This window comes from Enterobacter sp. FUJ80071 (assembly GCF_038739915.1).
Taxonomy (GTDB): domain Bacteria; phylum Pseudomonadota; class Gammaproteobacteria; order Enterobacterales; family Enterobacteriaceae; genus Enterobacter; species Enterobacter kobei.
On record NZ_JBBXKH010000001.1, the window covers coordinates 1,103,634 to 1,127,465 of the forward strand.

At 57.4% G+C, this 23,832-nt stretch carries 24 protein-coding genes; 7 read left to right on the forward strand and 17 right to left on the reverse strand.

Annotation, left to right across the window (positions count from 1 at the left end):
- Positions 1–22: 22 nt before the first annotated feature.
- The 3 genes from ybaK to copA all read right to left on the reverse strand — a co-directional run bounded on the left by ybaK (position 23) and on the right by copA (position 4,045).
- Positions 23–502, reverse strand: coding sequence for a Cys-tRNA(Pro)/Cys-tRNA(Cys) deacylase YbaK (gene ybaK / locus AAER43_RS05250; RefSeq protein WP_023332257.1), 480 nt, complete (start codon positions 500–502; stop codon positions 23–25).
- 199 nt (positions 503–701) lie between these two features.
- Complete coding sequence (locus AAER43_RS05255) at positions 702–1,496, reverse strand: TraB/GumN family protein (protein ID WP_050862436.1); 795 nt, start codon at positions 1,494–1,496, stop codon at positions 702–704.
- Between the two features lie 50 nt (positions 1,497–1,546).
- Entirely contained in the window at positions 1,547–4,045 is a 2,499-nt protein-coding gene (gene copA / locus AAER43_RS05260; protein ID WP_050862435.1) for a copper-exporting P-type ATPase CopA, read from the reverse strand.
- A gap of 108 nt (positions 4,046–4,153) precedes the next feature.
- On the opposite strand from copA, the gene cueR reads away from it, so the two are divergent.
- Positions 4,154–4,564 (forward strand): Cu(I)-responsive transcriptional regulator, encoded by a 411-nt coding sequence (cueR, locus tag AAER43_RS05265; RefSeq protein WP_050862434.1) that lies wholly within the window; start codon positions 4,154–4,156, stop codon positions 4,562–4,564.
- On the opposite strand, the gene AAER43_RS05270 is transcribed toward cueR, so the two are convergent.
- Together AAER43_RS05270 and AAER43_RS05275 are read right to left on the reverse strand one after the other, a co-directional pair.
- Entirely contained in the window at positions 4,561–5,013 is a 453-nt protein-coding gene (locus AAER43_RS05270) for an NfeD family protein (protein ID WP_023332259.1), read from the reverse strand. The genes cueR and AAER43_RS05270 overlap by 4 nt on opposite strands.
- Complete coding sequence (locus tag AAER43_RS05275; RefSeq protein ID WP_008499312.1) at positions 5,010–5,924, reverse strand: SPFH domain-containing protein; 915 nt, start codon at positions 5,922–5,924, stop codon at positions 5,010–5,012. The genes AAER43_RS05270 and AAER43_RS05275 overlap by 4 nt, the downstream gene beginning before the upstream one ends.
- Before the next feature lie 136 nt (positions 5,925–6,060).
- Between AAER43_RS05275 and fetA the strand changes: the two genes are divergently transcribed.
- On the forward strand, positions 6,061–6,732 hold the full coding sequence (gene fetA, locus AAER43_RS05280) for an iron ABC transporter ATP-binding protein FetA (protein WP_014882824.1): 672 nt from the start codon (positions 6,061–6,063) through the stop codon (positions 6,730–6,732).
- A complete protein-coding gene (gene fetB / locus AAER43_RS05285; protein WP_050862433.1) occupies positions 6,725–7,507 on the forward strand; it encodes an iron export ABC transporter permease subunit FetB in 783 nt (260 codons plus the stop codon). Before fetA ends, fetB begins: the two co-directional genes overlap by 8 nt.
- Positions 7,508–7,593: 86 nt before the next feature.
- On the opposite strand, the gene AAER43_RS05290 is transcribed toward fetB, so the two are convergent.
- Genes AAER43_RS05290 through tesA form a run of 3 tightly spaced genes read right to left on the reverse strand, consistent with a single transcriptional unit; the run spans position 7,594 to position 9,929 of the window.
- Positions 7,594–8,448 (reverse strand): co-chaperone YbbN, encoded by an 855-nt coding sequence (locus tag AAER43_RS05290; protein ID WP_014882826.1) that lies wholly within the window; start codon positions 8,446–8,448, stop codon positions 7,594–7,596.
- Positions 8,449–8,506: 58 nt separating this feature from the next.
- On the reverse strand, positions 8,507–9,277 hold the full coding sequence (locus AAER43_RS05295; RefSeq protein ID WP_014882827.1) for an SDR family oxidoreductase: 771 nt from the start codon (positions 9,275–9,277) through the stop codon (positions 8,507–8,509).
- A gap of 28 nt (positions 9,278–9,305) precedes the next feature.
- Positions 9,306–9,929: a multifunctional acyl-CoA thioesterase I/protease I/lysophospholipase L1 gene (tesA, locus tag AAER43_RS05300; protein ID WP_014882828.1), complete on the reverse strand. Its 624-nt coding sequence runs from the start codon at positions 9,927–9,929 to the stop codon at positions 9,306–9,308.
- Between tesA and ybbA the strand changes: the two genes are divergently transcribed.
- The 3 genes from ybbA to AAER43_RS05315 all read left to right on the forward strand — a co-directional run bounded on the left by ybbA (position 9,900) and on the right by AAER43_RS05315 (position 14,325).
- A complete protein-coding gene (ybbA, locus tag AAER43_RS05305) occupies positions 9,900–10,586 on the forward strand; it encodes a putative ABC transporter ATP-binding protein YbbA (RefSeq protein WP_014882829.1) in 687 nt (228 codons plus the stop codon). The genes tesA and ybbA overlap by 30 nt on opposite strands.
- Complete coding sequence (gene ybbP / locus AAER43_RS05310; protein ID WP_050862432.1) at positions 10,583–12,997, forward strand: putative ABC transporter permease subunit YbbP; 2,415 nt, start codon at positions 10,583–10,585, stop codon at positions 12,995–12,997. The genes ybbA and ybbP overlap by 4 nt, the downstream gene beginning before the upstream one ends.
- Positions 12,998–13,179: 182 nt before the next feature.
- On the forward strand, positions 13,180–14,325 hold the full coding sequence (locus tag AAER43_RS05315) for a porin (protein WP_014882831.1): 1,146 nt from the start codon (positions 13,180–13,182) through the stop codon (positions 14,323–14,325).
- Between the two features lie 87 nt (positions 14,326–14,412).
- On the opposite strand, the gene mnmH is transcribed toward AAER43_RS05315, so the two are convergent.
- From mnmH to ppiB, 5 genes are all read right to left on the reverse strand, one after another.
- On the reverse strand, positions 14,413–15,483 hold the full coding sequence (gene mnmH, locus AAER43_RS05320; protein WP_050862431.1) for a tRNA 2-selenouridine(34) synthase MnmH: 1,071 nt from the start codon (positions 15,481–15,483) through the stop codon (positions 14,413–14,415).
- 94 nt (positions 15,484–15,577) lie between these two features.
- Positions 15,578–16,645, reverse strand: coding sequence for a 5-(carboxyamino)imidazole ribonucleotide synthase (purK, locus tag AAER43_RS05325; RefSeq protein WP_014882833.1), 1,068 nt, complete (start codon positions 16,643–16,645; stop codon positions 15,578–15,580).
- The gene (gene purE, locus AAER43_RS05330) at positions 16,642–17,151 is read right to left on the reverse strand and encodes a 5-(carboxyamino)imidazole ribonucleotide mutase (RefSeq protein ID WP_014882834.1); all 510 of its coding nucleotides are present in this window, start codon (positions 17,149–17,151) and stop codon (positions 16,642–16,644) included. The genes purK and purE overlap by 4 nt, the downstream gene beginning before the upstream one ends.
- Positions 17,152–17,262: 111 nt before the next feature.
- Complete coding sequence (gene lpxH, locus AAER43_RS05335) at positions 17,263–17,985, reverse strand: UDP-2,3-diacylglucosamine diphosphatase (protein WP_045134737.1); 723 nt, start codon at positions 17,983–17,985, stop codon at positions 17,263–17,265.
- Between the two features lie 3 nt (positions 17,986–17,988).
- Complete coding sequence (gene ppiB / locus AAER43_RS05340; protein WP_014882836.1) at positions 17,989–18,483, reverse strand: peptidylprolyl isomerase B; 495 nt, start codon at positions 18,481–18,483, stop codon at positions 17,989–17,991.
- A 175-nt stretch (positions 18,484–18,658) separates the two neighbouring features.
- Here ppiB and cysS point away from each other — a divergent pair, with 175 nt between their 5' ends.
- Positions 18,659–20,044: a cysteine--tRNA ligase gene (gene cysS, locus AAER43_RS05345; RefSeq protein ID WP_050862429.1), complete on the forward strand. Its 1,386-nt coding sequence runs from the start codon at positions 18,659–18,661 to the stop codon at positions 20,042–20,044.
- 89 nt (positions 20,045–20,133) lie between these two features.
- Here cysS and AAER43_RS05350 read toward each other — a convergent pair whose 3' ends face one another.
- From AAER43_RS05350 to ybcJ, 4 genes are all read right to left on the reverse strand, one after another.
- Positions 20,134–20,661 (reverse strand): metal-dependent hydrolase, encoded by a 528-nt coding sequence (locus tag AAER43_RS05350; RefSeq protein WP_045134738.1) that lies wholly within the window; start codon positions 20,659–20,661, stop codon positions 20,134–20,136.
- A gap of 73 nt (positions 20,662–20,734) precedes the next feature.
- A complete protein-coding gene (malI, locus tag AAER43_RS05355; RefSeq protein WP_014882839.1) occupies positions 20,735–21,751 on the reverse strand; it encodes a Mal regulon transcriptional regulator MalI in 1,017 nt (338 codons plus the stop codon).
- An 86-nt stretch (positions 21,752–21,837) separates the two neighbouring features.
- The gene (locus AAER43_RS05360) at positions 21,838–23,337 is read right to left on the reverse strand and encodes a PTS transporter subunit EIIC (RefSeq protein WP_014882840.1); all 1,500 of its coding nucleotides are present in this window, start codon (positions 23,335–23,337) and stop codon (positions 21,838–21,840) included.
- A 282-nt stretch (positions 23,338–23,619) separates the two neighbouring features.
- Entirely contained in the window at positions 23,620–23,832 is a 213-nt protein-coding gene (ybcJ, locus tag AAER43_RS05365) for a ribosome-associated protein YbcJ (protein WP_004143016.1), read from the reverse strand.

Here is a 23,832-nt window from a genome sequence, read left to right on the forward strand (position 1 = left end):
AGCCGCCACCCGGCTTTTTCTTTCACTCCCGGCGCGCAATATCCGCAAACTTCGCGTCCAGCATTTTCGCCAGATCGCCCGCCGCCAGCTCGATATCCAGCCCGCGTTTGCCGCCTGAAATATAGATCGTGTCAAATTCCTGCGAAGGGGCATCAATCAGCGTCGGCAGGCGTTTTTTCTGCCCCAGCGGGCTAATCCCGCCCACCAGGTAGCCGGTGGTGCGTTGCGCAACCATCGGATCTGCCATATCCACCTTTTTCGCCCCCAGCGCCTTCGCCACTTTCTTGAGATCGAGCTGTCCGGCGACGGGCGTGACCGCCACGGCGAGATGTTTCATATCGCCGTTCACCGCAACCAGCAGCGTTTTATAGACCTGGTCAGCGTTCAGCCCCAGTTTGCGCACCACTTCGTCGCCAAAGTTGGTTTCATTCGGATCGTGATCGTAAGTGTGGATCCGGAAAGAAATGTTGTTTTTTTCGAGTAATTTAACGGCGGGAGTCATAGCTATCCTTCTTACGACAGACAAATCATGCCAACAGCATACGCCTGACGTTTGTCTAAAAAATAGCACCATCTTGCGCAATAGTATTGGCAGTGATGGTCACTTTGAGCGACAATCGGCTCAACCGAAGGTCTCCTTCGGCATAATAAAAACGATGAAATTCCTCTTTGACGGGCCAATAGAGATATTGGCCATTTTTTTATTTCAGCAGCGACGGCAAATTCCCTTCTCCGTACAAATGTAACGCCCCGACCGCAACCACGTATTCCCCGGCAGGTAATGCATGCAGCGTCTCTCGCCAGGCATTGTTGCGCGCATTCATCAGCACATCATACAGCGATTCGCTGAACGTTGACGGCAGCGCCAGCTTTCCGTCTGCTGGCGGCGCATCCAGCCACCAGCCAATCATGGTTTGCAGCAGACGTGCGTTGGTGTGCCAGTGGGTCAGCGTATCATCCAGCAGCATGCGGCCGTCGTCCGGAAGCTGACGCAGGAGCGCAATCTGGCTGTCCGTTCCTTCCAGTTCAATGATGGGCAGATTGCGCGCTCTTGCCAGATTGAGCAGCTGGTAATCAATACCGTAGTCACCGCGCAGACCCAGTCGCTGCGCCTGCGTGGCCTGTAGCACCATCGCAATTTGCCAGAGCGGCAGGGCGTCAATCATAGAGAGCGACACGCCGGTTTCTTCGGCGACGCGCGTCAGTTCCGCCAGTTTGGCTTCGTCCAGACGTTCCGCCAGGGTCAGATCGCTTTCAAGCCCGGCAAACGGTGACTCCTGGCCCGAAATATCCGCCTCGACGACCAGCGCGTCGGCGCGCTTCAGCCGTTTTATCAGACCGGGGGGCAGAGGTGACATATCCTGAGTACCCATATGGATGCTGCCGACCAGATGCAGGTGCTGACCGCCGGGCAGGGAGATATCCAGGCCGGGCCACGCATAACGGCGGGGAAAGAGGGCGCGAAACGAGGTTTTTATACGATTAAACAGGCTCATACGCGCTCCATAAACGGAAAGGTTCATGCTAGCGCGTACGAGAACAAGATTCAATCTTTCGGTTTAAAGCTCAACAGGCGGTTGGCATTGCTCACCACGGTGATGGAGGAGAGCGCCATTGCCGCACCTGCAACCACCGGGTTAAGCAGCGTGCCGGTCAGCGGCCACAAAATGCCGGCGGCAATTGGAATACCGAGCGAGTTATAGATAAATGCCCCCAGCAGGTTTTGCTTCATGTTGCGCAACGTGGCTTTCGAAATGGCCAGCGCATCAGCAACGCCCATCAGGCTGTGGCGCATCAACGTGATGGCGGCGGTTTCAATGGCAACATCGCTCCCGCCCCCCATGGCGATACCGACGTCTGCCTGGGCCAGCGCCGGGGCATCGTTGATGCCGTCGCCCACCATCGCCACCTGACGTCCCTGGCGTTGCAGGTTCTTAATCGCATCCGCTTTGCCATCCGGCAGAACGCCTGCAATGACTTCATCAATACCGGCTTCTTTCGCAATAGCGTTTGCCGTCGTCGGGTTGTCCCCGGTCAGCATCACCAGGCGATAGCCCGCGCGGTGCAGACGCGCCAGGGCATCCACGCTGTCCTGACGAAGTGGATCGCGCACGGCCAGCAGGGCAGCGGCTTTGCCATCCACCGCCAGCAGAACCGGGGTTGCCCCCTGAGATGCCTGCGCTTTCAGTTCGCTTTCCAGCGCCGCGGTATCAATACCATTATCATTGAGTAAGGCCTGGTTACCCAGCAGCAGCGTATGCCCCTCGGCTTCACCGCTGACACCGAGCCCGCGCAGCGTGCGGAAATTACTGACCTGCGGCAGGGCCGCAGCATTCGCTTTCTCGAGAATGGCGCGCGCCAGCGGGTGGCTGGAGCCTTGCTCCAGCGCGGCGGCGAGACGCAGCGCGTCCTCCTGCGCGATGCCTGCGGTGTTCACGGCCACAACCTGCGGTTTCCCCTCGGTCAGCGTGCCGGTTTTATCAAACACCAGCGTATCCAGCGTACTGGCCCGCTGCAGTGCGTCCGCATCCCTGACCAGCACGCCAAATTCGGCGGCACGGCCTACGCCGGAGATAATGGACATCGGCGTGGCCAGGCCAAGCGCGCATGGGCAGGCAATAATCAGCACCGTGGTGGCAATCACCAGGGTGTAGACAATCTGTGGCGCAGGGCCGAAGAAATACCAGATCGCCGCGCTCAGCAGGGCAATACCGACCACCACCGGCACAAAAATGGCCGAGATTCGGTCAGCAAGCTGGCCAATCTCCGGCTTGCTGCTCTGAGCCTGGCGCACCATTCGGATAATACGCGACAGCGTAGTATGGCTACCAACCGCACTGGCGGTGAACAGCACGCTGCCGTCCTGAACGACCGTGCCGGCATGGACGGCATCGCCGTCGGATTTCTGCTGAGGGATGGGTTCCCCGGTCAGCATCGCTTCATCCAGCCAGGCTTCGCCCTGGGTTATCGTGCCGTCAACGGGCACGCGATCGCCGGTGGTCAAACGCAGCGTCATGCCGGGCTGCACTTCCGCCAGCGGGACGCTTTTTTCCCCCTCGTCCGTGACCACGCGGGCCGTCGGTGGGGTTAAATCGAGTAATCGTTCCAGCGCTTTGGAGGAGCGCTGACGGGCGCGGGCTTCCAGCATATGGCCTAAGTTAATCAGGCCGATAATCATCGCGCTCGCTTCATAATAGAGATGGCGCGCTTCCATCGGGAACCACTGCGGCCAGACGTTAACGCTCATTGAATAGAGCCACGCCGCGCCGGTACCGAGTGCGACCAGCGTATCCATCGTCGCGGTGCGGTTTTTCAGGCTCTTCCAGGCGCTGGTATAGAAATGGCCGCCTGCAAACACCATGACCGCAAGGGTAATCAGGCCAATCACCAGCCACAGCGTGCGGTTGTCGGCGGTGACCATCATGTTGTCACCCATCATGCCCCACACCATCACCGGGATCCCCACCAGCAGGGCGACAATCGCCTGCCAGCGGAAGCGCTTCATGGTGGCGATAGCCGTTTCCTGCTGGCGCTCGCGGCGTTCGACATCATCTTCGATGGCCTCTGCGCCGTAGCCCGCTTTCTCCACGGCCTGCACTAACTCTGCGGCGGAGGCACTGCCCATCACCAGCGCAGTACGCTCCGCAAGGTTTACCCGTGCCTGTGCGACGCCCGGTACCGCCTGTAAGGCATTTTGTACCCGGGAGACGCAGCTGGCGCAGCTCATACCGTTGATCAGCAGCTGTTGGCTGTCATCAATATCATCCGCTGCCGGAAGCTCAGGAGTGGCCGCTGTCAGTGCTTCCGACGGGGATGATGACTCTGCCAGCGGTTTAGCCTTTGGGTGGCTCAGCTCCGCCCCATAACCCGCTTGTTTAATGGTATCGATCAGCGCATCCGCGCTGGCGCTGCCGGTCACGGCGGCATGGTCGATAGTCACCTCAGCGCTTTCAACATCAGGACGCTGTTCCAGGCTTTCTTTAACGCGTTTGACACAGTGGCCGCAGGAGAGGCCGTCCAGCGTCAGGTCAATAGTGTGAGACATAACAAAACTCCCGTATAATGAACTGGTCAGTTGTTGACCGGAGTAACGCTTTTCGCTAACTGTTATGAAGGTTAAACCTTCCATCAAGGGGAAGGTCAAGGGGGAAATGTGAATATCAGTGACGTGGCAAAAAAAACCGGCTTAACCAGCAAAGCCATTCGCTTTTATGAAGAGAAAGGGCTGGTAACGCCGCCGTTGCGCAGTGAAAACGGCTACCGCAGCTACACGCAACGGCATCTTGATGAACTGACGTTACTGCGCCAGGCAAGGCAGGTGGGGTTTAACCTGGAAGAGTCCGGCGAACTGGTAAACCTGTTTAACGATCCGAAGCGCCACAGTGCCGACGTGAAAAAACGCACGCTGGAAAAAGTGGCGGAGATCGAACGCCATATCATCGAATTACAGTCGATGCGTGAACAGCTGTTACAGCTGGCGGATTCCTGTCCGGGTGATGACAGCGCCGACTGCCCGATTATCGACAATCTTGCCGGCTGCTGCCACCGCAAAACCCACGCTTAACAGGCTTTTACCCGCAGGGTAATGCCTTCTACCGCAATGACCTCAACCCGTGTTCCGGCGCTGAGGTCGTCGTCGGCCACCACCGGCCACGAGCTGTCACCTACGCGCATATGCCCGCGCCCGTTCACCAGCGGGGTGTCGAGCGTAAAACGCTTGCCGACGATCTGCTGTCCGCGCTGGTTAAGGTGGGCATCCAGCGGTTTCTGTTCGCTTACCTGTCGGTTCAGCCAGCGCCACCACAGCCAGGCGGCCACCAGCGTCAGCACGGCAAACAGCGCCCCCTGCCATGCCCAGTCAAGCGGCAGAAGCCAGACGACCAGGCCGGTAATGACCGCGGCAACACCGCTCCACAGTAGGTAACCGTTGCCGCCCAGCATCTCGGCGGCCAGCAGTAAGCCACCGAGGCTTAGCCAGAACGCATGAGGATGTGCGACGATCAGTTCAATCATTTTTTACGCTCGTTTCCGCTGTCTTTAATCAGTTCGGCAATCCCTGCGATAGAGCCCATCAGGCTGCTGGCATCCAGCGGCATCATCACCACTTTGCTGTTGTTCGCGGAGCCGATCTCTTTCAGTGCATCGGTATATTTTTGCGCGACGAAGTAGTTCACGGCCTGGATATCACCGGCGGCAATCGCCTCGGATACCATCTGGGTCGCGCGGGCTTCCGCCTCTGCAGAACGTTCACGCGCTTCTGCCTGTAAGAATGCGGACTGACGATCGCCTTCCGCTTTCAGGATCTGCGACTGTTTTTCCCCTTCCGCTTTGAGGATTTCGGCCTGACGCACCCCCTCGGCTTCCAGAATATAGGCACGCTTGGTTCGCTCAGCCTTCATCTGGGCGTTCATGGAGGCGATCAGTTCTGCCGGCGGGCGCACGTCGCGGATCTCGATACGGGTGACTTTGATCCCCCACGGGTTCGTGGCCTCATCGACAATGTGCAGCAGGCGGGTATTGATGCTGTCGCGCTGGGAGAGCATCTCGTCCAGCTCCATCGAGCCAAGCACGGTACGGATGTTGGTCATCGTCAGGTTAACGATCGCCAGCTCCAGGTTGCTCACCTCATAGGCCGCTTTCGGCGCATCAATCACCTGAATAAAGCAGACGGCATCAATGGTAACGTTGGCGTTATCCTTGGAGATCACTTCCTGAGAAGGGATATCCAGCACCTGTTCCATCATGTTGATCTTGCGACCGATGCGGTCCATGAACGGGACAATCAGGCTCAAGCCAGGCTGTAGCGTGTTGGTATAGCGGCCGAAGCGTTCGACGGTCCACTGATAACCCTGAGGGACAATTTTGACGCCTGCGCCGACGATAACCAGCGCAACGAAGATAAGGACAGGAACAACGATGAGCATAAAAACCTCCTGTTTTGCATGCTAAGGCAGAAATGAAATCACTTTTTGTTGATCCTAAGTATACGAGGAAAGTCGCTTTATTATCACTCATCGCCGTAAACTACTGCTCATTATTGGGATAAAGGCAGAAGATCACATGAAGGATAACAGCGCGGTATTAACCATTGAGGACGTGGGCTACCGCACAGGCGGTACCACCATTCTGAATAATGTCAGTTTTAGCCTCTTGCCGGGCGAGTTTCGACTGATTACCGGCCCCTCAGGCTGCGGGAAAAGTACGCTGCTTAAAATCATTGCGTCGCTGCTCACGCCAACGTCGGGAAAGATCTTCTTTGAGGGGAAGGATATTTCAACGCTTTCACCCGAGGCTTACCGCCAGCAGGTCTCTTATTCGGTGCAAACCCCGAGCCTGTTCGACAGCACGGTGTACGATAACCTGCTTTTCCCCTGGCAGATCCGACATAAGACGCCCGATCCTGAACGGTTTTCCGCCGACCTGGCACGCTTCAATCTGCCGCCGGACACCCTGACAAAGTCCGTTTCCGAACTGTCGGGCGGCGAAAAGCAGCGCGTCTCGCTGATCCGTAATCTGCAGTTCTTACCGAAGGTGTTACTGCTCGATGAGATCACCAGCGCGCTCGATGATGCCAACAAGCGCAACGTCAATGAAATCATTCATCGTTACGTCCGCGAGCAGAATATTGCCGTGCTGTGGGTGACGCATGACGCTAACGAAATTACCCATGCGGATGACGTACTGACGCTCCAGCCGCATGGCGGAAAAATGCAGGAGGCAAACCGTGGGTGAGCACAATATTACGAACGAATCCCTGGCGTTTTCGATGGTGCTGGTGCTGATCGCGATTGTCGTCAGCTACCGTGAAAAGCTGGGGCTGGAAAAGGACATTGTGTGGAGTATCTGCCGCGCGGTGATTCAGCTCATTATTGTCGGCTATGTGCTGAAGTATATTTTCAACGTCAACCACGCGGTGCTGACGCTGCTGATGGTGTTGTTTATCTGCTTCAATGCGGCGTGGAACGCGCAAAAGCGCAGTAAATACATCGATAAGGCGTTTGTCTCGTCGTTTATTGCCATTACCACCGGAACCGTATTAACGCTGGCGGTACTGGTGCTTTCCGGCTCAATTGAGTTTACGCCGATGCAGGTTATCCCTATCTCAGGAATGATTGCCGGGAACGCCATGGTGGCCGTTGGGCTGTGTTATAACAATCTCGGCCAGCGCTTCAGCAGTGAACAGCAGCAGCTACAGGAGAAATTAAGCCTGGGAGCGACGCCTAAAGTGGCCTCCGCGCGGCTGATTCGTGAGAGCATTCGCTCATCGCTGATCCCCACGGTAGATTCAGCCAAAACGGTCGGGCTGGTGAGCCTGCCGGGCATGATGTCGGGGCTGATTTTTGCCGGTATCGATCCGGTAAAAGCGATTAAGTATCAGATTATGGTGACGTTTATGCTGCTCTCAACGGCAAGCCTGTCCACCATCATTGCCTGTTACCTGACCTATCGGAAGTTTTACAACGCGCGCCATCAGCTGGTGGTGACGCAGTTGAAAAACGTGCGGTGATTATGCCGGGCGGCACTGCGTTTGCCCGGCCTACGATCCGCACTTTTCTAGGCCCGGTAAGCGAAGCGCCACCGGGCATTTTTTTGTTAGTAGAGCAACGCGTACAGCTGACGACGATACTTCGACGCCAGCGCATCGCCGGTGCCCAGCGCGGCCAGGATCTCCTGGAACATTTTGCGCGCCTGACCGTCTGCGGCAGCGAGGTCTTTTTGCAGATGGCTAAACAGCAACTCAAGCGCTTCTTCGTTACGCCCCACCTGATGCAGCTGCAGCGCCAGCTGGCTTGCCAGAGCCGCATCGGCCGGGTTGTCAGCGACCTGCTGCTGCAGTTGCTGAATTTCCGGCGTATCTGCCGCCTGTTTCAGCAGTTCAATCTGCGCGACCAGCCCCTGATAGCGGGTGTCCTGATCCTGCAGGGGAACCGTTTTGAGCACGGCTTCGGCGTCTTCTGAACGGTGCAGAGCAATCTGCGTTTCCGCCAGCAGCAGGCCAATCTGACTGTTCTGATTCGAGAGCTGCCACGCGTCTTTAAGCAGCGGCAGCGCCTCGTCGTATTTGCCTTCCTGCATCAGCGCCATGGCTTCCTGCGCTTTCAGCTCTTCTTCGCGCGGGAGGACTTTATCCAGCAGGGCGCGAATGGCCTCTTCCGGCTGTGGCCCCTGGAAGCCATCAACAGGCTGACCGTTCTGGAACAGGTAGACGGTAGGGATGGCGCGCAAACCAAACTGAGACGCCACCATCGGCTCTGCGTCACAGTCCAGTTTGGCAAGAATGAACTGACCGTTGTACTGCGCGGCAAGGCTTTCCAGCACCGGCGTCAGCTGTAAACAGTGCTGGCTGCGTTCAGACCAGAAGTAGAACAGCACGGGTTTTGCCATCGACTGTTCGAGGATCTGTTGCAGGTTTGCTTCAGTAATATTGACGATATTCTGTACGGACATGCGGCCTTCTCTTTTATCGGTTTGTTATTTACATGGGGGTGAGCGCTGTCGCTTCAACTCAACCGTGTAAAATTTTGTCCATCATCCGGCCCGGTAGCAGACGTTTTAACCAGCCAACGGCATGGGTGACCAGCGTTACCGGGTAGCGCATTTTGGGATGTTCACTCTCAAAAGCATGGCGCACTTTGGCAACCACCGCTTCGGGCCCGAGCGTAAATCGTGCGGCAATGCCGGGGTTTTCGACCGGTTTATCCGCCTGCGTCTGGTTAACGTTTTCGGTAAAGCGGGTGCGGATCGGGCCGGGTTCAATCAGGCTGACCTTAATGCCGCTGTGACGTAACTCCATGCGCAGGGCGTCGGACCAGGCCTCCAGCGCATATTTGCTGGCGGCGTAGGCGCCGCGGCCGGGCGTTGATATCAGACCCATAACTGACGATGTCATCACGATACGCCCCTCGCCGTGCGGCAGCATGGCGGGGAGCAGACGCATGGTGAGCTGGTGGACACCAAAGAAGTTGGTTGAAAACTGCTTTTCCAGCGTTTCGCGCGAGAGCGTATCCAGCGGGCCATACACGCCGTAACCGGCATTATTAAAAAGCCCGTACAGACGATTGTCGGTCAGGGCTATCACCTCATCGGCGGCGCGTTCGACGCTTTCCGGGGAGTCCATATCCAGCAGCACGCCGGTAAAGCCCAGCCCGTTCATGCGTTCGACATCGTCGGGTTTGCGGCAGGCCGCCAGCACCCGAAATCCCTGACGCTTTAATTCGAGCGCGCTTTCAAGACCGATTCCGCTGGAACATCCTGTAATTAAGACCGATTTTTGCATAACTTTACCTGTCAGGATCTCCGCTTAATCAGGAGTCATGTTTAACTAAAGGAGCCAGCCGCGTTGCCATCCAGTCGGCAATAAACGGCTGCGCATCGCGATTGGGGTGGATCCCGTCGTCTTGCATCCACTGGGGTTTGAGATAGACCTCTTCCATGAAAAATGGCAGCAGCGGAATATCAAACTCTTTGGCAAGCTTAGGGTAGATCGCGCTAAAGGCTTCATTATACCGACGACCGTAGTTAGCGGGCAGGCGAATTTGCATCAGCAGCGGCTGGGCGTTTGCCGCCTTGATGTCCTGCAAAATGGTGCGCAGCGTCTGTTCCGTCTGCTGAGGCTGGAAACCGCGCAATCCATCGTTGCCGCCAAGCTCAACCAGCACCCAGCGCGGCTGATGCTGTTTGAGTAGCGCTGGCAGGCGCGACAGGCCCTGCTGCGAGGTATCGCCGCTGATGCTGCCGTTGATAACCGTCGTCTTGCTCTGCCATTTATCGTTGAGCAGAGCGGGCCAGGCTGCGCTGGCCGCCATGCGATAGCCCGCGCTCAGGCTGTCGCCAAGAATCAGTAACGTGTCCGCTGCCGCCGCGCGGAAGGTCATCAGAATCAAGAACAGGAAGGGCAAATGCCAGCGGAAAACAGTGTTGAAGTTCATCGTCTTAAGAAGTCCGTCGGTCAGGGGGAACACGAGCTTTCCATCCTTACTGGAGTTGAACTCGTTGTCAAACGCGCTGAAACCATCGCGCTGATTGGCGAATCCGGTTCCGGCAAGTCCACGCTGCTGGCGATTCTGGCCGGTCTGGACGACGGGAGCAGCGGCGAGGTTCATCTTGTCGGGCAGCCGCTGCACCAGCTTGATGAAGAGGCGCGTGCTGCGCTGCGTGCGCGCCACATCGGGTTTGTCTTTCAGTCTTTTATGCTGATCCCCACGCTGAACGCGCTGGAGAACGTCGAACTTCCGGCGCTGTTGCGCGGTGAAAAGAGTCGCGAAAGCCGCGCCCATGCGAAGGCGCTGCTGGAACAGCTCGGTCTGGGCAAGCGCCTCAGCCATCTTCCCGCACAGCTTTCCGGCGGGGAGCAACAGCGTGTGGCGCTGGCGCGCGCCTTTAATGGCCGCCCGGAAGTGCTGTTTGCTGATGAACCCACCGGCAACCTTGACCGTAAAACCGGCGACAAAATCGCGGATCTGTTGTTCTCGCTTAACCGTGAACACGGTACCACGCTGATCCTCGTGACCCACGATCCGCAGCTGGCCGCCCGCTGCGACCGGCGTCTGCGGCTGGTCAACGGTACGCTTCAGGAGGAAGCATGATTGCCCGCTGGTTCTGGCGCGAGTGGCGCTCGCCCTCGCTGCTGATTGTCTGGCTGGCGTTAAGCCTGGCGGTGGCCTGCGTGCTGGCGCTCGGCAGCGTCAGCGACCGTATGGAAAAAGGGCTCAGCCAGCAGAGCCGGGAATTTATGGCCGGGGACCGGGCGCTGCAAAGCTCGCGTCCTGTTCCGCCGGGCTGGATTGAGGAAGCGCACAAAGCAGGGTTGAAGGTGGGAGAGCAAATCACCTTCCAGACCATGACCTTTGCGGGGGACACGCCGCAGCTCGCCAGCGTGAAAGCCGTGGATGATGTCTACCCGATGTACGGTGACTTACAAACCAGTCCGCCGGGGTTAAAACCAACGCCCGGCACGGTGCTGCTGGCATCGCGTTTAATGGCGCTTCTGAACCTGAAAGCCGGTGACAGTATTGACGTGGGCGATGCCACGCTGAAAATTGCCGGGGAGGTGGTGCAGGAACCCGACTCCGGCTTTAACCCCTTCCAGCTTGCGCCACGCCTGCTGATGAACACGGCGGATGTTCCGGCAACCCATGCTGTCCAGCCGGGCAGCCGCGTCACCTGGCGCTACAAGTTTGGCGGCACGCCAGCCCAGCTTGATGGGTATGAAAAATGGCTGCTCCCGCAGCTTAAACCGGAGCACCGCTGGTACGGGCTGGAGCAGGACGAGGGGGCGCTCGGTAAATCTCTGGAGCGCTCTCAGCAGTTCCTGCTGCTTTCGGCGCTCTTAACCCTGCTGCTGGCGGTAGCGGCAGTGGCGGTGGCGATGGGGCATTACTGCCGCAGCCGCTACGATCGGGTGGCGATCCTTAAAACCCTCGGCGCGGGACGGGCGCAGCTACGCAAGCTGATCGTCGGCCAGTGGCTAATGCTGCTGGTTTTGTCAGTGTTCACTGGCGGAATCATAGGGCTGCTGTTTGAAAAACTGCTGATGGTGATGTTAAAACCGGTGCTTCCGTCCGCATTGCCACCGGCCAGCTTCTGGCCGTGGCTGTGGGCGATTGGCGCGATGGTCGTGATCTCGTTGCTGGTGGGGCTGCGGCCCTACCGGCTGCTGCTCGCGACGCAGCCGCTGCGCGTGCTGCGTAATGATGTGGTGGCGAACGTCTGGCCGCTGAAGTTCTACCTTCCGGGGATTATTGCGGTCGCGGTGGGGCTGCTGGCCTGGCTGATGGGCGGCAGCACGCTGCTGTGGGCGGTGCTGGCCGGTGCGGTTGTGCTGGCGCTGCTGTGCGGCGTACTGGGCTGGATACTGCTCAACGTTCTGAAGAGGCTGACGGTGAAATCGCTGCCCGTGCGCCTGGCCGTTAATCGTCTGCTGCATCAGCCCTGGTCTACGCTCAGCCAGCTGTCGGCGTTTTCACTGTCGTTTATGCTGCTGGCCCTGTTGCTGGTGCTGCGGGGCGATCTGCTGGATCGCTGGCAGCAGCAGCTTCCCCCGGAAAGTCCGAACTATTTTCTGATCAATATCGCGCCTGAGCAGGTTACGCCGCTGAAGGGTTTCCTCTCTGAGCATCATATTGTCCCGGAGTCGTTTTATCCGATTGTTCGCGCCCGTCTGACGCAAATCAATGGGCAGTCGACGGAGGGGAACAAGGACGAGTCGCTGAACCGCGAGCTTAACCTGACCTGGCAGGAGAAACGGCCCGACCATAACCCGATCACGGCAGGCACCTGGCCGCCGAAAGTGGGGGAGGTATCAATGGAGGAAGGGCTGGCGGTGCGCCTGAACGTGAAGCTCGGGGACAGCGTGACCTTCACCGGCGATACCCAGGACTTTACCGCCAAAGTCACCAGCCTGCGAAAGGTGGACTGGGAAAGCCTGCGGCCCAACTTCTTCTTTATCTTCCCGCCGGGGGCGCTGGATGGACAGCCGCAAAGCTGGCTGACCAGCTTCCGCTGGGAAAATGGCAACGGCATGCTGACGCAGCTTAACCGGGAATTCCCGACGGTCAGCCTGCTGGATATTGGGGCGATCCTGAAGCAGGTGGGACAGGTACTGGAGCAGGTGAGCCGCGCGCTGGAGGTCATGGTGGTGCTGGTGACCATCTGCGGCGTGCTGTTGCTACTGGCCCAGGTGCAGGTGGGCATGCGTCAGCGCCATCAGGAGCTGGTGGTCTACCGCACGCTGGGGGCCGGGAAGCGGTTGCTTCGGATGACGCTCTGGAGCGAGTTTGCGCTGCTGGGGCTGGTTGCCGGTCTGGTGGCCGCGATTGGCGCCGAGACGGCGCTGGCGGTGTTGCAGACACGTGTCTTCGACTTCCCGTGGGAGCCTGACTGGCGTCTCTGGCTGATTCTGCCTCTCTGCGGCGCGGTGCTGCTCTCCCTCTGCGGGGGCTGGCTCGGAACGCGCCTGTTAAGGGGCAAAGCGCTGTTCCGGCAGTTTATGGGGTAATCCAGCTCCGTGATAATTGCACGCCGGTTTTTATGCCGGTGTGCAATATTTTAAAAGCACAAAGTGATAATACCCACGTATTTAGTAGCACAAAACATTAAAAACCCGTCCACACAGCCCGATTATTTCCAGTTAATATTCACCCGCTAAATATTTAGCAGCGTGTCTATTAAGGAAAAATAATGACTATAAAAAAATCAGCGCTGGCGGTAACGATTGGCGCGGCAGTGGCATTAACGACCTTCGCTTCTCAGGCGGAAATCACCGTTCTTAAACAGGATCCGCAGGCGGGTAACCCGCTGAGCCGCCTGAACTTTACCGTTGGCGGCAGTATTCGTCCTCAGTTCCAGAACATGACCGGCGACGACGGTAAAAACAGCTACAAACGTAACGGCTTTGACGGTGGTACCCGTTTCCGTTTCGCGGCTGATTACTACCTGTTTGATGATATTAGCTGGATAAGCTACTACGAACTGGGTGTGAACATCCCTGCCCAGTTTAACTGGGATCATCACTACGCAGACGGCGCACACGATACCACTCGCCGTATGCTCTACACCGGCCTGAAGAGCGATACCTGGGGTACGCTGACCTTCGGTCAACAGAACAGCGTTTACTATGATGTGGTGGGCGCGAAAACCGATATCTGGGACTACGACATGATTGCTCAGGCGCCAGGTAACGGGATCAACGGCGACTACGACGGTTCTTACCGTTCACGCCAGATGCTGAAATACAAGAAAACCGTGGGTGATGCCGACATCTATGCATCTTACCTGTTTGAAGACAGCGAATACCTGCCGGGTAACGGCCTGCGCTATAAGCGTAAAGGCGGCGGTTCACTGGGCCTGGATTACCACCTGACCACCGACCTGACCTGGGGCGCAGCGTGGAACTACACCCGTGCGGACATGCGTAACCCGGACAACGGCGACAGCAAAACCTACGACCAGAACATCCTCGGTACCGCGCTGAGCTGGACGCCGGACAACTGGACCTTCTCCGCAGGCGGCGGCTGGTACCAGAACTTCCTGACCACCAAAAAAGTGTCTGTTAACGACTACTTTGCGGGCGACGCGTGGGGTATTGAATACTTCGCAGGGTATAAATTCCCGATCGGCCAGTATGCGGTGAAATCCATCCAGCCTTACTTCATGGGCGACCGCATTGAGTATGTGAATGGCCGTAACTACCAGCGCATCGACAATGGCGTGGGTATCAGCTTCCAGCTGGATTACGGTTTCCGCGTGGATTACGAACACGTGTTCACCTCCAGCACCGACAACCTGGGTGACATGAACCTGGTGCGTCTGCGTTACGACTTCTAAGTCGTCTGTTCCCCGGTGGCGCTGCGCTTACCGGGGCTACAAAAGCACGCGTAGGCCGGGTAAGGCGTAGCCGCCACCCGGCTTTTTTCAGCGATTAAGCCAGTCAGCGACCTCGTTATACGTCCCTCGGAAAACAATCTTCTCCGCTTTTTTCTCAAGCTGATAGCCGTACATCGGGTCGTAATAGTCGTTAAGCAGGGGCGCAAGCCAGCTAAAGTGAACCTCGGTGCAGCCTGTCCGTTGCTGTTCAAGCAACGCGGAATCGAGTAGGACAGTCAGTTCCGCAAAACGCTGTAGCCCCAGGCGGCGGCGAATGGCGAAAAGTCCGTGGTGCAGATACGCGCTGTACTCTTTCCAGCCGGCCTCTTCACCATAAGCGGCAGAAAAATCCGCCCACATATGGTCGAAGTACTCTTCGCGCAGACGCTCAAGACGAATATCAAACGGATCCTCGACAACCGCGATGGGAGCTTCATTCATGCGGTCGCGCAGGCACTCCGGCAGGTGGTTGGAGCCAATCATTCGACCTTCATCTTCCAGCACCCAGCGTGCGGCATCTTTTTTTAACAGCTCGACGGCAAGATGATTTTCAAAGCTGGCCTGGGACAGTTGCGGAGTGAGCGTGCGGCCAAAGGACGAACCGCGGTGGTGCGCCAGCCCTTCCAGATCGATACCCTGCGCATGCTGCTTCACCAACAGGGTTTTCCCGTTTCCGGTACAGCCGCCGATAAGCACCATCGGCTTTTGCGACTGCTCAATCGTCACCTGAATCGCCGTCTGGCGCAGGGCTTTATAGCCGCCGCGGATCAGCGGGTAATCGACACCGGCCTCTTTCAGCCAGGCCTGTGAGATATGTGAACGCTGGCCCCCGCGCGCGCAGCAGAGATAACCTTCAGGGTGAGCAAGGCTGGCTTCACGCCAGGCGTTAATGCGCGCCTCACGCGTCTCGCCGTTGACCAGACTGTGGCCGAGCGCCAGTGCGGCCTCGGGGCCCTGACGTTTATAGCAGGTGCCCACGGCGGCGCGTTCGTCGTCGTTCATCAGCGGCAGGTTAAGGGCGGCGGGCATCGCGCCCTGGGCAAATTCTATCGGCGCGCGAACGTCGATTAAAGGGGTATCAGACGCGAGGATCGCGCGATAGTCCGTTCCATCGTTCATGGGTATTCCAGAAATAAAACCAGCAATGGCGGGGATTTTACGCGCGAGAGGAGAGGCCGGGGAAGGGGAAGATCAACTCCCCGGCACTTATCGCTTATTTAAGCTTTGACTGAGCCCAGACAATGCCGCTCGCGTATTCCGGCGGCAGGAGAGGGATCATGGCTTCCAGGGTGGCGCTCAGGCGGCCCGTGTCGCTATCGTTCAGGTTCAGGTGACCCACTTTACGACCCTGTCGGACCTCTTTGTCATACCAGTGCAGATGCACCAGCGGCAGCTTGAGCCAGTCGTAGTTCAGATCGGTCCCGATCAGGTTGATCATTACCGACGGGCTGTTCACGACCGGCTGCGGGAGTGGCAGATCGGTGATGGCACGCAGGTGGAGCTCGAACTGGCTGATGGAGGCACCGTTTTGCGTCCAGTGGCCGCTGTTATGCACGCGCGGCGCCAGCTCGTTGATCAGCAGGCCGGATGGGGTAACAAAACACTCCATCGCCATCACGCCCACGTAACCCAGCTCGTGCATTATGGCTGAAAGCATGTCTTCCGCCTGCGCCTGCTGGTCGGCGTTTGCCTGAGGGAAGGCGACGCTGGTGCGCAGAATGCCGTCCTGATGCAGGTTATGCGTCAGCGGATAAAAGACGGTGTGTCCGTCATGCCCGCGTGCGCCAACCAGGGACACTTCGCCGCTAAAGTTGATGCCCTGCTCAACGATACACTCGCCGTAGCAGTCGTCCGGCAGCTCCGCGGTTTCGTGCGCACGCAGACGCCACTGGCCGCGGCCGTCGTAGCCGCCGACGCGGCGCTTCACGATCGCCAGCTCGCCCAGCATCGCGAACACGTCATTCCACTCGCCTTTATCGGACAACAGCTGCCACGGCGCGGTCGCCAGACCGAGCTTGTCGAACAGCTGCTTTTGCGTCAGACGGTCGGCAATGATCGGAAACACGTCGCGGTTAACGAAGGCGTTATGGCGGGCCAGCTCGCGGGTCAGCGCGGTTTCTGGCCAGCGTTCGATCTCGGCGGTGATCACGCTCTGGTGGAACGGTACCGCTTCCGGTTCTGCATCCAGCCCGACAGGCCAGACGGCAATACCCAGCGGTTCACCGGCCTGGCGCAGCATGCGGCCTAACTGGCCGTTACCGAGGACGCAAACCTGCTTCATGCCGCACCCCGCGGGTCTGGATTATCCAGCACCTCATCGGTCTGGGCTTTACGCCACTCCGCCAGACGCTGGTGTAATGCTTTATCGTGCGTCGCAAGAATTTGCGCCGCCAGCAGGGCTGCATTAGCCGCACCCGCTTTACCAATCGCCAGCGTGCCGACAGGGATTCCGCGCGGCATCTGGACGATGGAGTAGAGGCTATCCACACCGCTTAACGCGGCGCTTTGGACCGGGACACCGAGAACCGGTACCAGGGTTTTAGCGGCAATCATGCCGGGCAGATGTGCTGCGCCGCCCGCACCGGCAATGATCACCTCATAGCCATTCTCTTCGGCGCTTTCGGCGAAGCTGAACAGTTTGTCCGGTGTACGGTGCGCGGAGACCACTTCAACGTGGTGCGGAACATTCAGGATTTCAAAGATTTCGGCGGCGAACTGCATGGTAGCCCAGTCGCTTTTGGACCCCATCACGATGGCGACACGCGCCGGATTATTGCGGGAAGACATGCGTCTTAAAACTCCTGTGGTGCGAAACACACTGCTTTCGAGGGCACAGAGAATAGCATGTTATACGGGCAAGGAAAACGGTTGCGCGGTCGTAAACCAGTCGAAAAAACGTTAAAACGGAAACGCAATCAGCTCAACACCCTCAGGCGTCACTTTGACCATGGAACCTTCGCTGTGCCAGGCACCCAGTACAACGCGATGGGCCGGTTCGCCGTTGGCAAGAAGGGAATGAACGTCAGGGCGGTGGGTATGACCGTGGATTAACCACTGAACCCCATGTTTTTCCATTACGCTCACTACGGCCTGCGGATTGACGTCCATGATGGTCATGGATTTACTGCTGTTAGCGGCTTTACTGCCCGCACGCATTCTGGCTGCGATGCGTTTACGGATAAAGAGCGGCAGGGCAAGAAACAGCGTCTGGATCCAGGGGGTGTGAACTTTGGCGCGAAACGCCTGATAGCCGGTATCGTCCGTGCAGAGCGTATCGCCGTGCATAATCAGCAGCCTGCGGCCATAGAGGTCGAGCACCTGTTCTTCCGGCAGCAGCGTCATGCCGCTTTCGCGGGCGTAGCGCTTGCCGAGCAGAAAATCACGGTTGCCGTGAATGAAATAGCAGGGGACACCGGAATCAACCAGCGCCTTAATGGCGGAGGCGATTTCACGATGCAGCGGGTCAGGATCATCGTCGCCAATCCAGGCTTCAAACAGGTCGCCCAGGATGTACAGCGCATCGGCGCTTTTCGCTTCACCGCGTAAAAAACGCAGAAAACCGGCGGTGATCGCCGGTTCTTCTGTTTGCAGATGCAGATCCGCAATAAAGAGTGTCGCCACGAATTACTCGCTGACGGTCACGCTTGTAATCACAACGTCTTCTTTAGGTACGTCCTGGTGCATGCCGCTGCGGCCAGTAGAGACGGCTTTGATCTTATCGACCACGTCCATACCTTCAACCACTTCTGCGAACACGCAGTAGCCCCAACCCTGCAGGCTTTCACCGGAGAAGTTCAGGAAGTCGTTATCAGCCACGTTGATGAAGAACTGCGCGGTCGCGGAGTGAGGCGCCTGGGTACGGGCCATTGCCAGCGTGCCACGGGTGTTTTTCAGGCCGTTGTTGGCTTCGTTTTTGATCGCTTCTTTCGTCGCTTTCTGCTTCATACCCGGTTCAAAACCGCCACCCTGGATCATAAAGCCGTTGATCACGCGGTGGAAAATGGTGTTGTCGTAGAAACCTTCGCGGCAGTAGTCCAGGAAGTTTTTAACTGTTTCAGGCGCTTTGTCATCAAAGGTTTTGATTACGATATCGCCATGATTAGTGTGGAAAGTAACCATTTTTGCATCCTGTTCCGTTATTGTGGTACGTCGACCCGCGTTCGGGTCACATATAGGGGCTTGTTATAGCATAACCACAGGACGCGATCACCTTGCATTGTGTGCTGATCCTATTCCGAATTATAGGTATTATAGGGAACAAACAACCCACACACGTGTTTACATGGAATCTTCGATGTTAAAAATCTTTAATACAATGACGCGCCAAAAAGAGGAATTTAAACCTATTCATGCCGGGGAAGTCGGCATGTACGTGTGTGGTATTACCGTTTACGATCTCTGTCACATCGGCCATGGGCGCACCTTCGTTGCCTTCGACGTGGTGTCACGTTACCTGCGTTTTTTAGGCTACAACCTGAAGTACGTCCGCAATATCACCGACATCGACGACAAAATCATCAAACGCGCGAATGAAAACGGCGAGAGTTTTGTTGCGCTGGTGGATCGCATGATTGTCGAGATGCACAAAGATTTCGACGCTTTAAACATTCATCGTCCGGACAGCGAGCCGCGTGCAACTCACCATATTCACGAAATCATTGAGATCACCGAGAAGCTGATCGCACGCGGTCACGCCTATGTGGCGGATAACGGCGACGTGATGTTCTCCGTGCCAACGGACCCGACCTACGGTGCGCTTTCCCGTCAGGATCTGGATCAGCTGCAGGCTGGGGCCCGCGTGGACGTGGTCGACGTGAAGCGTAATCCGATGGACTTCGTGCTGTGGAAGATGTCCAAAGAGGGTGAGCCAAGCTGGCCATCTCCGTGGGGTGAAGGGCGTCCGGGCTGGCACATTGAATGTTCCGCGATGAACTGCAAACAGCTGGGCAAACACTTCGACATTCACGGCGGCGGTTCGGATCTGATGTTCCCGCACCACGAAAACGAAATTGCGCAGTCCACCTGTGCCCACGGCGGCGAGTACGTGAACTACTGGATGCACTCCGGAATGGTGATGGTTGACCGCGAGAAGATGTCAAAATCGCTGGGCAACTTCTTTACCGTGCGCGACGTGCTCAAGTATTACGATGCGGAAACCGTGCGTTACTTCCTGATGTCCGGCCACTATCGCAGCCAGCTGAACTACAGCGAAGAGAACCTGAAGCAGGCGCGTTCGGCGCTGGAACGTCTGTATACCGCGCTGCGCGGTACCGACAAGTCTGTTCCTGCCGCAGGCGGCGACGCCTTCGAAGCTCGCTTTATTGAGGTGATGAACGACGACTTTAATACTCCGGAAGCCTACTCCGTGCTGTTCGATATGGCGCGCGAAGTGAACCGTCTGAAGTCAGAAGATATGGCGGCGGCGAATGCGCTGGCCTCTCATCTGCGTAAGCTCTCTTCCGTGCTCGGCCTGCTGGAGCAGGAGCCAGACGCCTTCCTGCAGAGCGGTGCGCAGGCGGACGACGGCGAAGTGGCGGAAATTGAAGCCTTGATCAAGGCACGTCTGGAAGCGCGTCAGGCGAAAGACTGGGCGGCGGCAGATGCGGCACGTAATCGTCTGACCGAGATGGGGATTATTCTGGAAGACGGCCCGCAGGGCACCACCTGGCGTCGTAAGTAATTTTCCCCTCACCCTAACCCTCTCCCACAGGGAGAGGGAATTGTTAGGTTTTCTCCCTCTCCCTGTGGGAGAGGGCCGGGGTGAGGGCATCAGCGCGCACGTTTTCTCCACCACAGCAACCCCATCAGCACCACTCCCGGCAGCCAGACCCACAGCAACTCTGAAATGATCACCTGATGTCCGTACGGCGTGGTATAGCGCGACAGGGCAAACGGCGCGACTTTTATCACCTGCCACGGGGCAAAGAAGCGTTCATCTGACCACGGCCACAGCCAGCCGACCCCTTTTCCGCCGGTCGTCACGGAATCCAGCAGGCTGTGAGACAGCAGTGACACGGTCAAAAAAAGCCAGCAGCGCGTCAGAGGAGTTTTGAACCATCGTCGGCCAATCAGCACGCAAAGTATCGGCACCACAAAGGCAAACAGCAGGGAATGGGTAAAGCCGCGATGGCCGAAAACATTGCCGTAAGCGACGCCGAACTTAAACGCCAGCACGTCGGCGTCCGGCAGCATGGCGAGGACAATTCCGGCAAATAACAGGCGGGGAGGGATGACTTTACTTCCCAGGCCTAAGCCCAGGCAAAGGGGAACAGCTGCGTGAGTGATAACGGTAGGCATTGCATTTTTCCATGGCAAATCATGGAAATATAGCAGGGTAATGGCGGAAAATACGCTGTGCTATATTCTGATTTTACGCCGACTCGCGTGCGATAAGCTGCCCGGAGAGGGTGATGCGTTGCGTTTGCAGATCTGGCTCTTTCAGCTTACGGATAATCAGCCCTGCCGCCTGACGCCCGGTTTCATCGCTCGCTGAGGAGACATAGGTCAACGATGGTGAGGTAAGGTTAACGTGAAGCATATCTTCAAAACCGACCAGCGCGACCTGCTGCGTTAGAAACACATCTTTACCCACCGTACGCCCCACCTGGTGAATGCCTGAGATGGAGCCGAGCATGGCATCCGGGGAGTGGCAGAGCAGGGCGGTGATGGTGTTGTTCTTCTCAAGCAACTGGCGCGTTGCCATCGCCGCCGCCTGGGTATCATCGGGGCAGGCGGGAGAATATTCGTCACGCCAGACCAGCCCGCTTTGCGTCATGGCACTGCGAAAACCGAGCAGACGTTGCTCGCGGAGAAGACAGCCGTCGCGCCCGCCAATGTAGGCAATGTTGCGATGTCCGCGCTCGATAAGATAGCGCGCGGCCAGGTTCGCGGCCTGGCGGTTATCGCGCATGACCAGGTTACATTTTTCATCCAGCAACGACTGGGAAACGACCACCAACGGCAGCGGGCAGTGGCGAATGTGTTCCGGCAGCGTTGCGGTGCGGGTGTCGGACGCCAGATAGATGACACCCGCCACGCCCTGCTGCTTAAACGAGAGCAGGGTGCGTTCAAGATGCTCACGGTCATTCAGTGGCTGACCGAGAAACACCATATAGCCTTGCTTCTCCAGCTCCTGAACAATGCTCGCCATCACCTTGATGGAAAAGCTGTCGCTGAAGTCCCGCAGGATCAGGCCAATTAAATTAGAGGTGTTGGCGCGAAGGTTGGCAGCGGCGACGTTATGAACATAGCCCAGCGTCGTGATGGCGGCGTTGACCTTCCCGATCGTTGCCTCTGAGATTTTCCCTTTCTGGCGCAGCACCAGTGAAACGGTCGAGACCGAGACGCCCGCGTGCTTTGCGACATCAATAATGCTGACTTTCTTCAAAACCGCTCCCTGAAATTAACCGATTATCAGCCAGATAAAGTAATGCGTCCCCCAGCGTACAGGAGACGCATCACGCCGGCATCTTATTATTTGCCAATCATGGTGGACATGGTCTGGGCGATAAACTGTGCTCTGGCACCGAAAATCACCTGAATACCGTTGTCACCAACGAAGACCACGCCGCGGGCGCCGAGTCCGTTCAGGCCGTCTTTATCCACTGCCTCGCTTTTCGCCACTTCCAGACGCAGGCGGGTAATGCAGGAGCCAACGGAATCAATATTCTGCGCGCCGCCCAGCAGGCTGATAATCTCTGTGGCAAGTTCGGAATCGGACTTGTCATTTGCATTGGCAGTGACATCGGTACGACCCGGAGTTTTGACGTCGAAGCGACGGATCACGAAGCGGAACGTAAAGTAGTAAATCAGCCCCATTGGAATGCCGATGATAATGGCATTCAGGAAGTTGGTCTTGTAACCGTTAAAGGACGGCAGGATCCCGAACGACAGGTAGTCGATAAAGCCCGCCGAGAACGATTTGGCGATATGCGCATGCAACAGGTACATGGTCATGTAGGCCAGGCCCGCCATGATGGCATTAAAGACGTAGAGAATCGGCGCCACGAAGATAAAGGTAAACTCTACCGGTTCGGTGATCCCCGTCAGAAAGCAGGTGAGCGCTGCCGAGAACAGAATACCGGCCGCAATCTTTTTGTTTTTCGTGTGGGCTTCGTGATACATCGCCAGGCACGCCGCAGGCAGCGCGAACAGCATCAGCGGGAATTCACCCTGCATGAATTTACCGGCGTTCTGGTAGGTGTCGCTGCTGAAGGATTTCACCCCTTCTTCCAGCATCTTGAACCAGATGGTCTGGTCGCCATGAATCACCTGGCCTGCCTGAGTTGTGTAATCCCCAAACGAATACCAGAACGACGGATACCAGATATGGTGCAGGCCGAGGGGGATTAGCGCACGCTCCACCAGGCCGAAGATAAAGGTCGAGGCCGCCTGGTTATCGCCGTTAACAATCACCGAGAGTGCGTCGATACCGGCCTGAATATGCTGCCAGACGTACGGCAGCAACAGCCCCATCAGGAACGAGAGGAACGCGGTGGCAATCGCCACGAAGCGCTTACCGGAGAAGAAGCCAAGGAACTCCGGCAGCTGCATGGTGTGGAAGCGGTTAAAACACCAGGCCGCAAGGATACCGCAGATCAGGCCGCCGAAGACGCCCATCTGCAGCGTGGGTATGCCGACCACCATGGCGTATTTCCCGCCCTGCGAGGCCATTTCCGGCGTGATACTCAGCACGGTGCTGATGGTGATGTTGGTGACAAACACCGAGACCGCCGCAGAGAGCGCCGCAATACCGGACTCTGACGCCAGGCCCACGGCGGAGCCAATGGCGAACAGCATCGGCAGGTTGTCAAAGATCACCCCGCCCGCGTTCATCATCAGCGGCAGATGGAACTTGTCGCCGAAGGCCAGCAGCAGGCCCGCAGCGGGAAGCAGTGAAATTGGCAGCATTAAGGCGCGACCAATCATAGATAACTTAGACAGCGATTTAACAAACCCTGATATCAGACCCATGCTGATTTCCCCCGAGTAGCGCTTTTTTTGGCGCTGTTATTGTAAGTAGAACGTTTTAGTAGAACGTTCTACTTATCGTGGAGAAAGCATGAAAAACGCGCAACTGAATTCTCACCTTTCAACAGATGAAATAGTGATTATTTGAAGTTGATCGATAATTAACCGTGATGATTGTGGGGGGATGGTGAGAGAAATTGCCGGGTGCGGCTTCGCCTTACCCGGCCTACAAATGGAGACAGTACGTAGGCCCGGTAAGCGCAGCGCCACCGGGCATCAGACGGCTCAGGCCGTAACCGTCACGCTCTGTCCTTCAAAACTCACGGTCTGGCCCGCGACAATTTTGCAGCGCTTACGGGTTTCCACCGCGCCGTCGACTTTTACCAGTCCATCGGCAATGGCGATTTTGGCCTGCGCGCCGCTTTCGCTCCAGCCTTCCAGCTTCAGCAGATCGCACAGCTCTACGTGCGGGTGTTTACCTAATGAAAATGTCGCCAT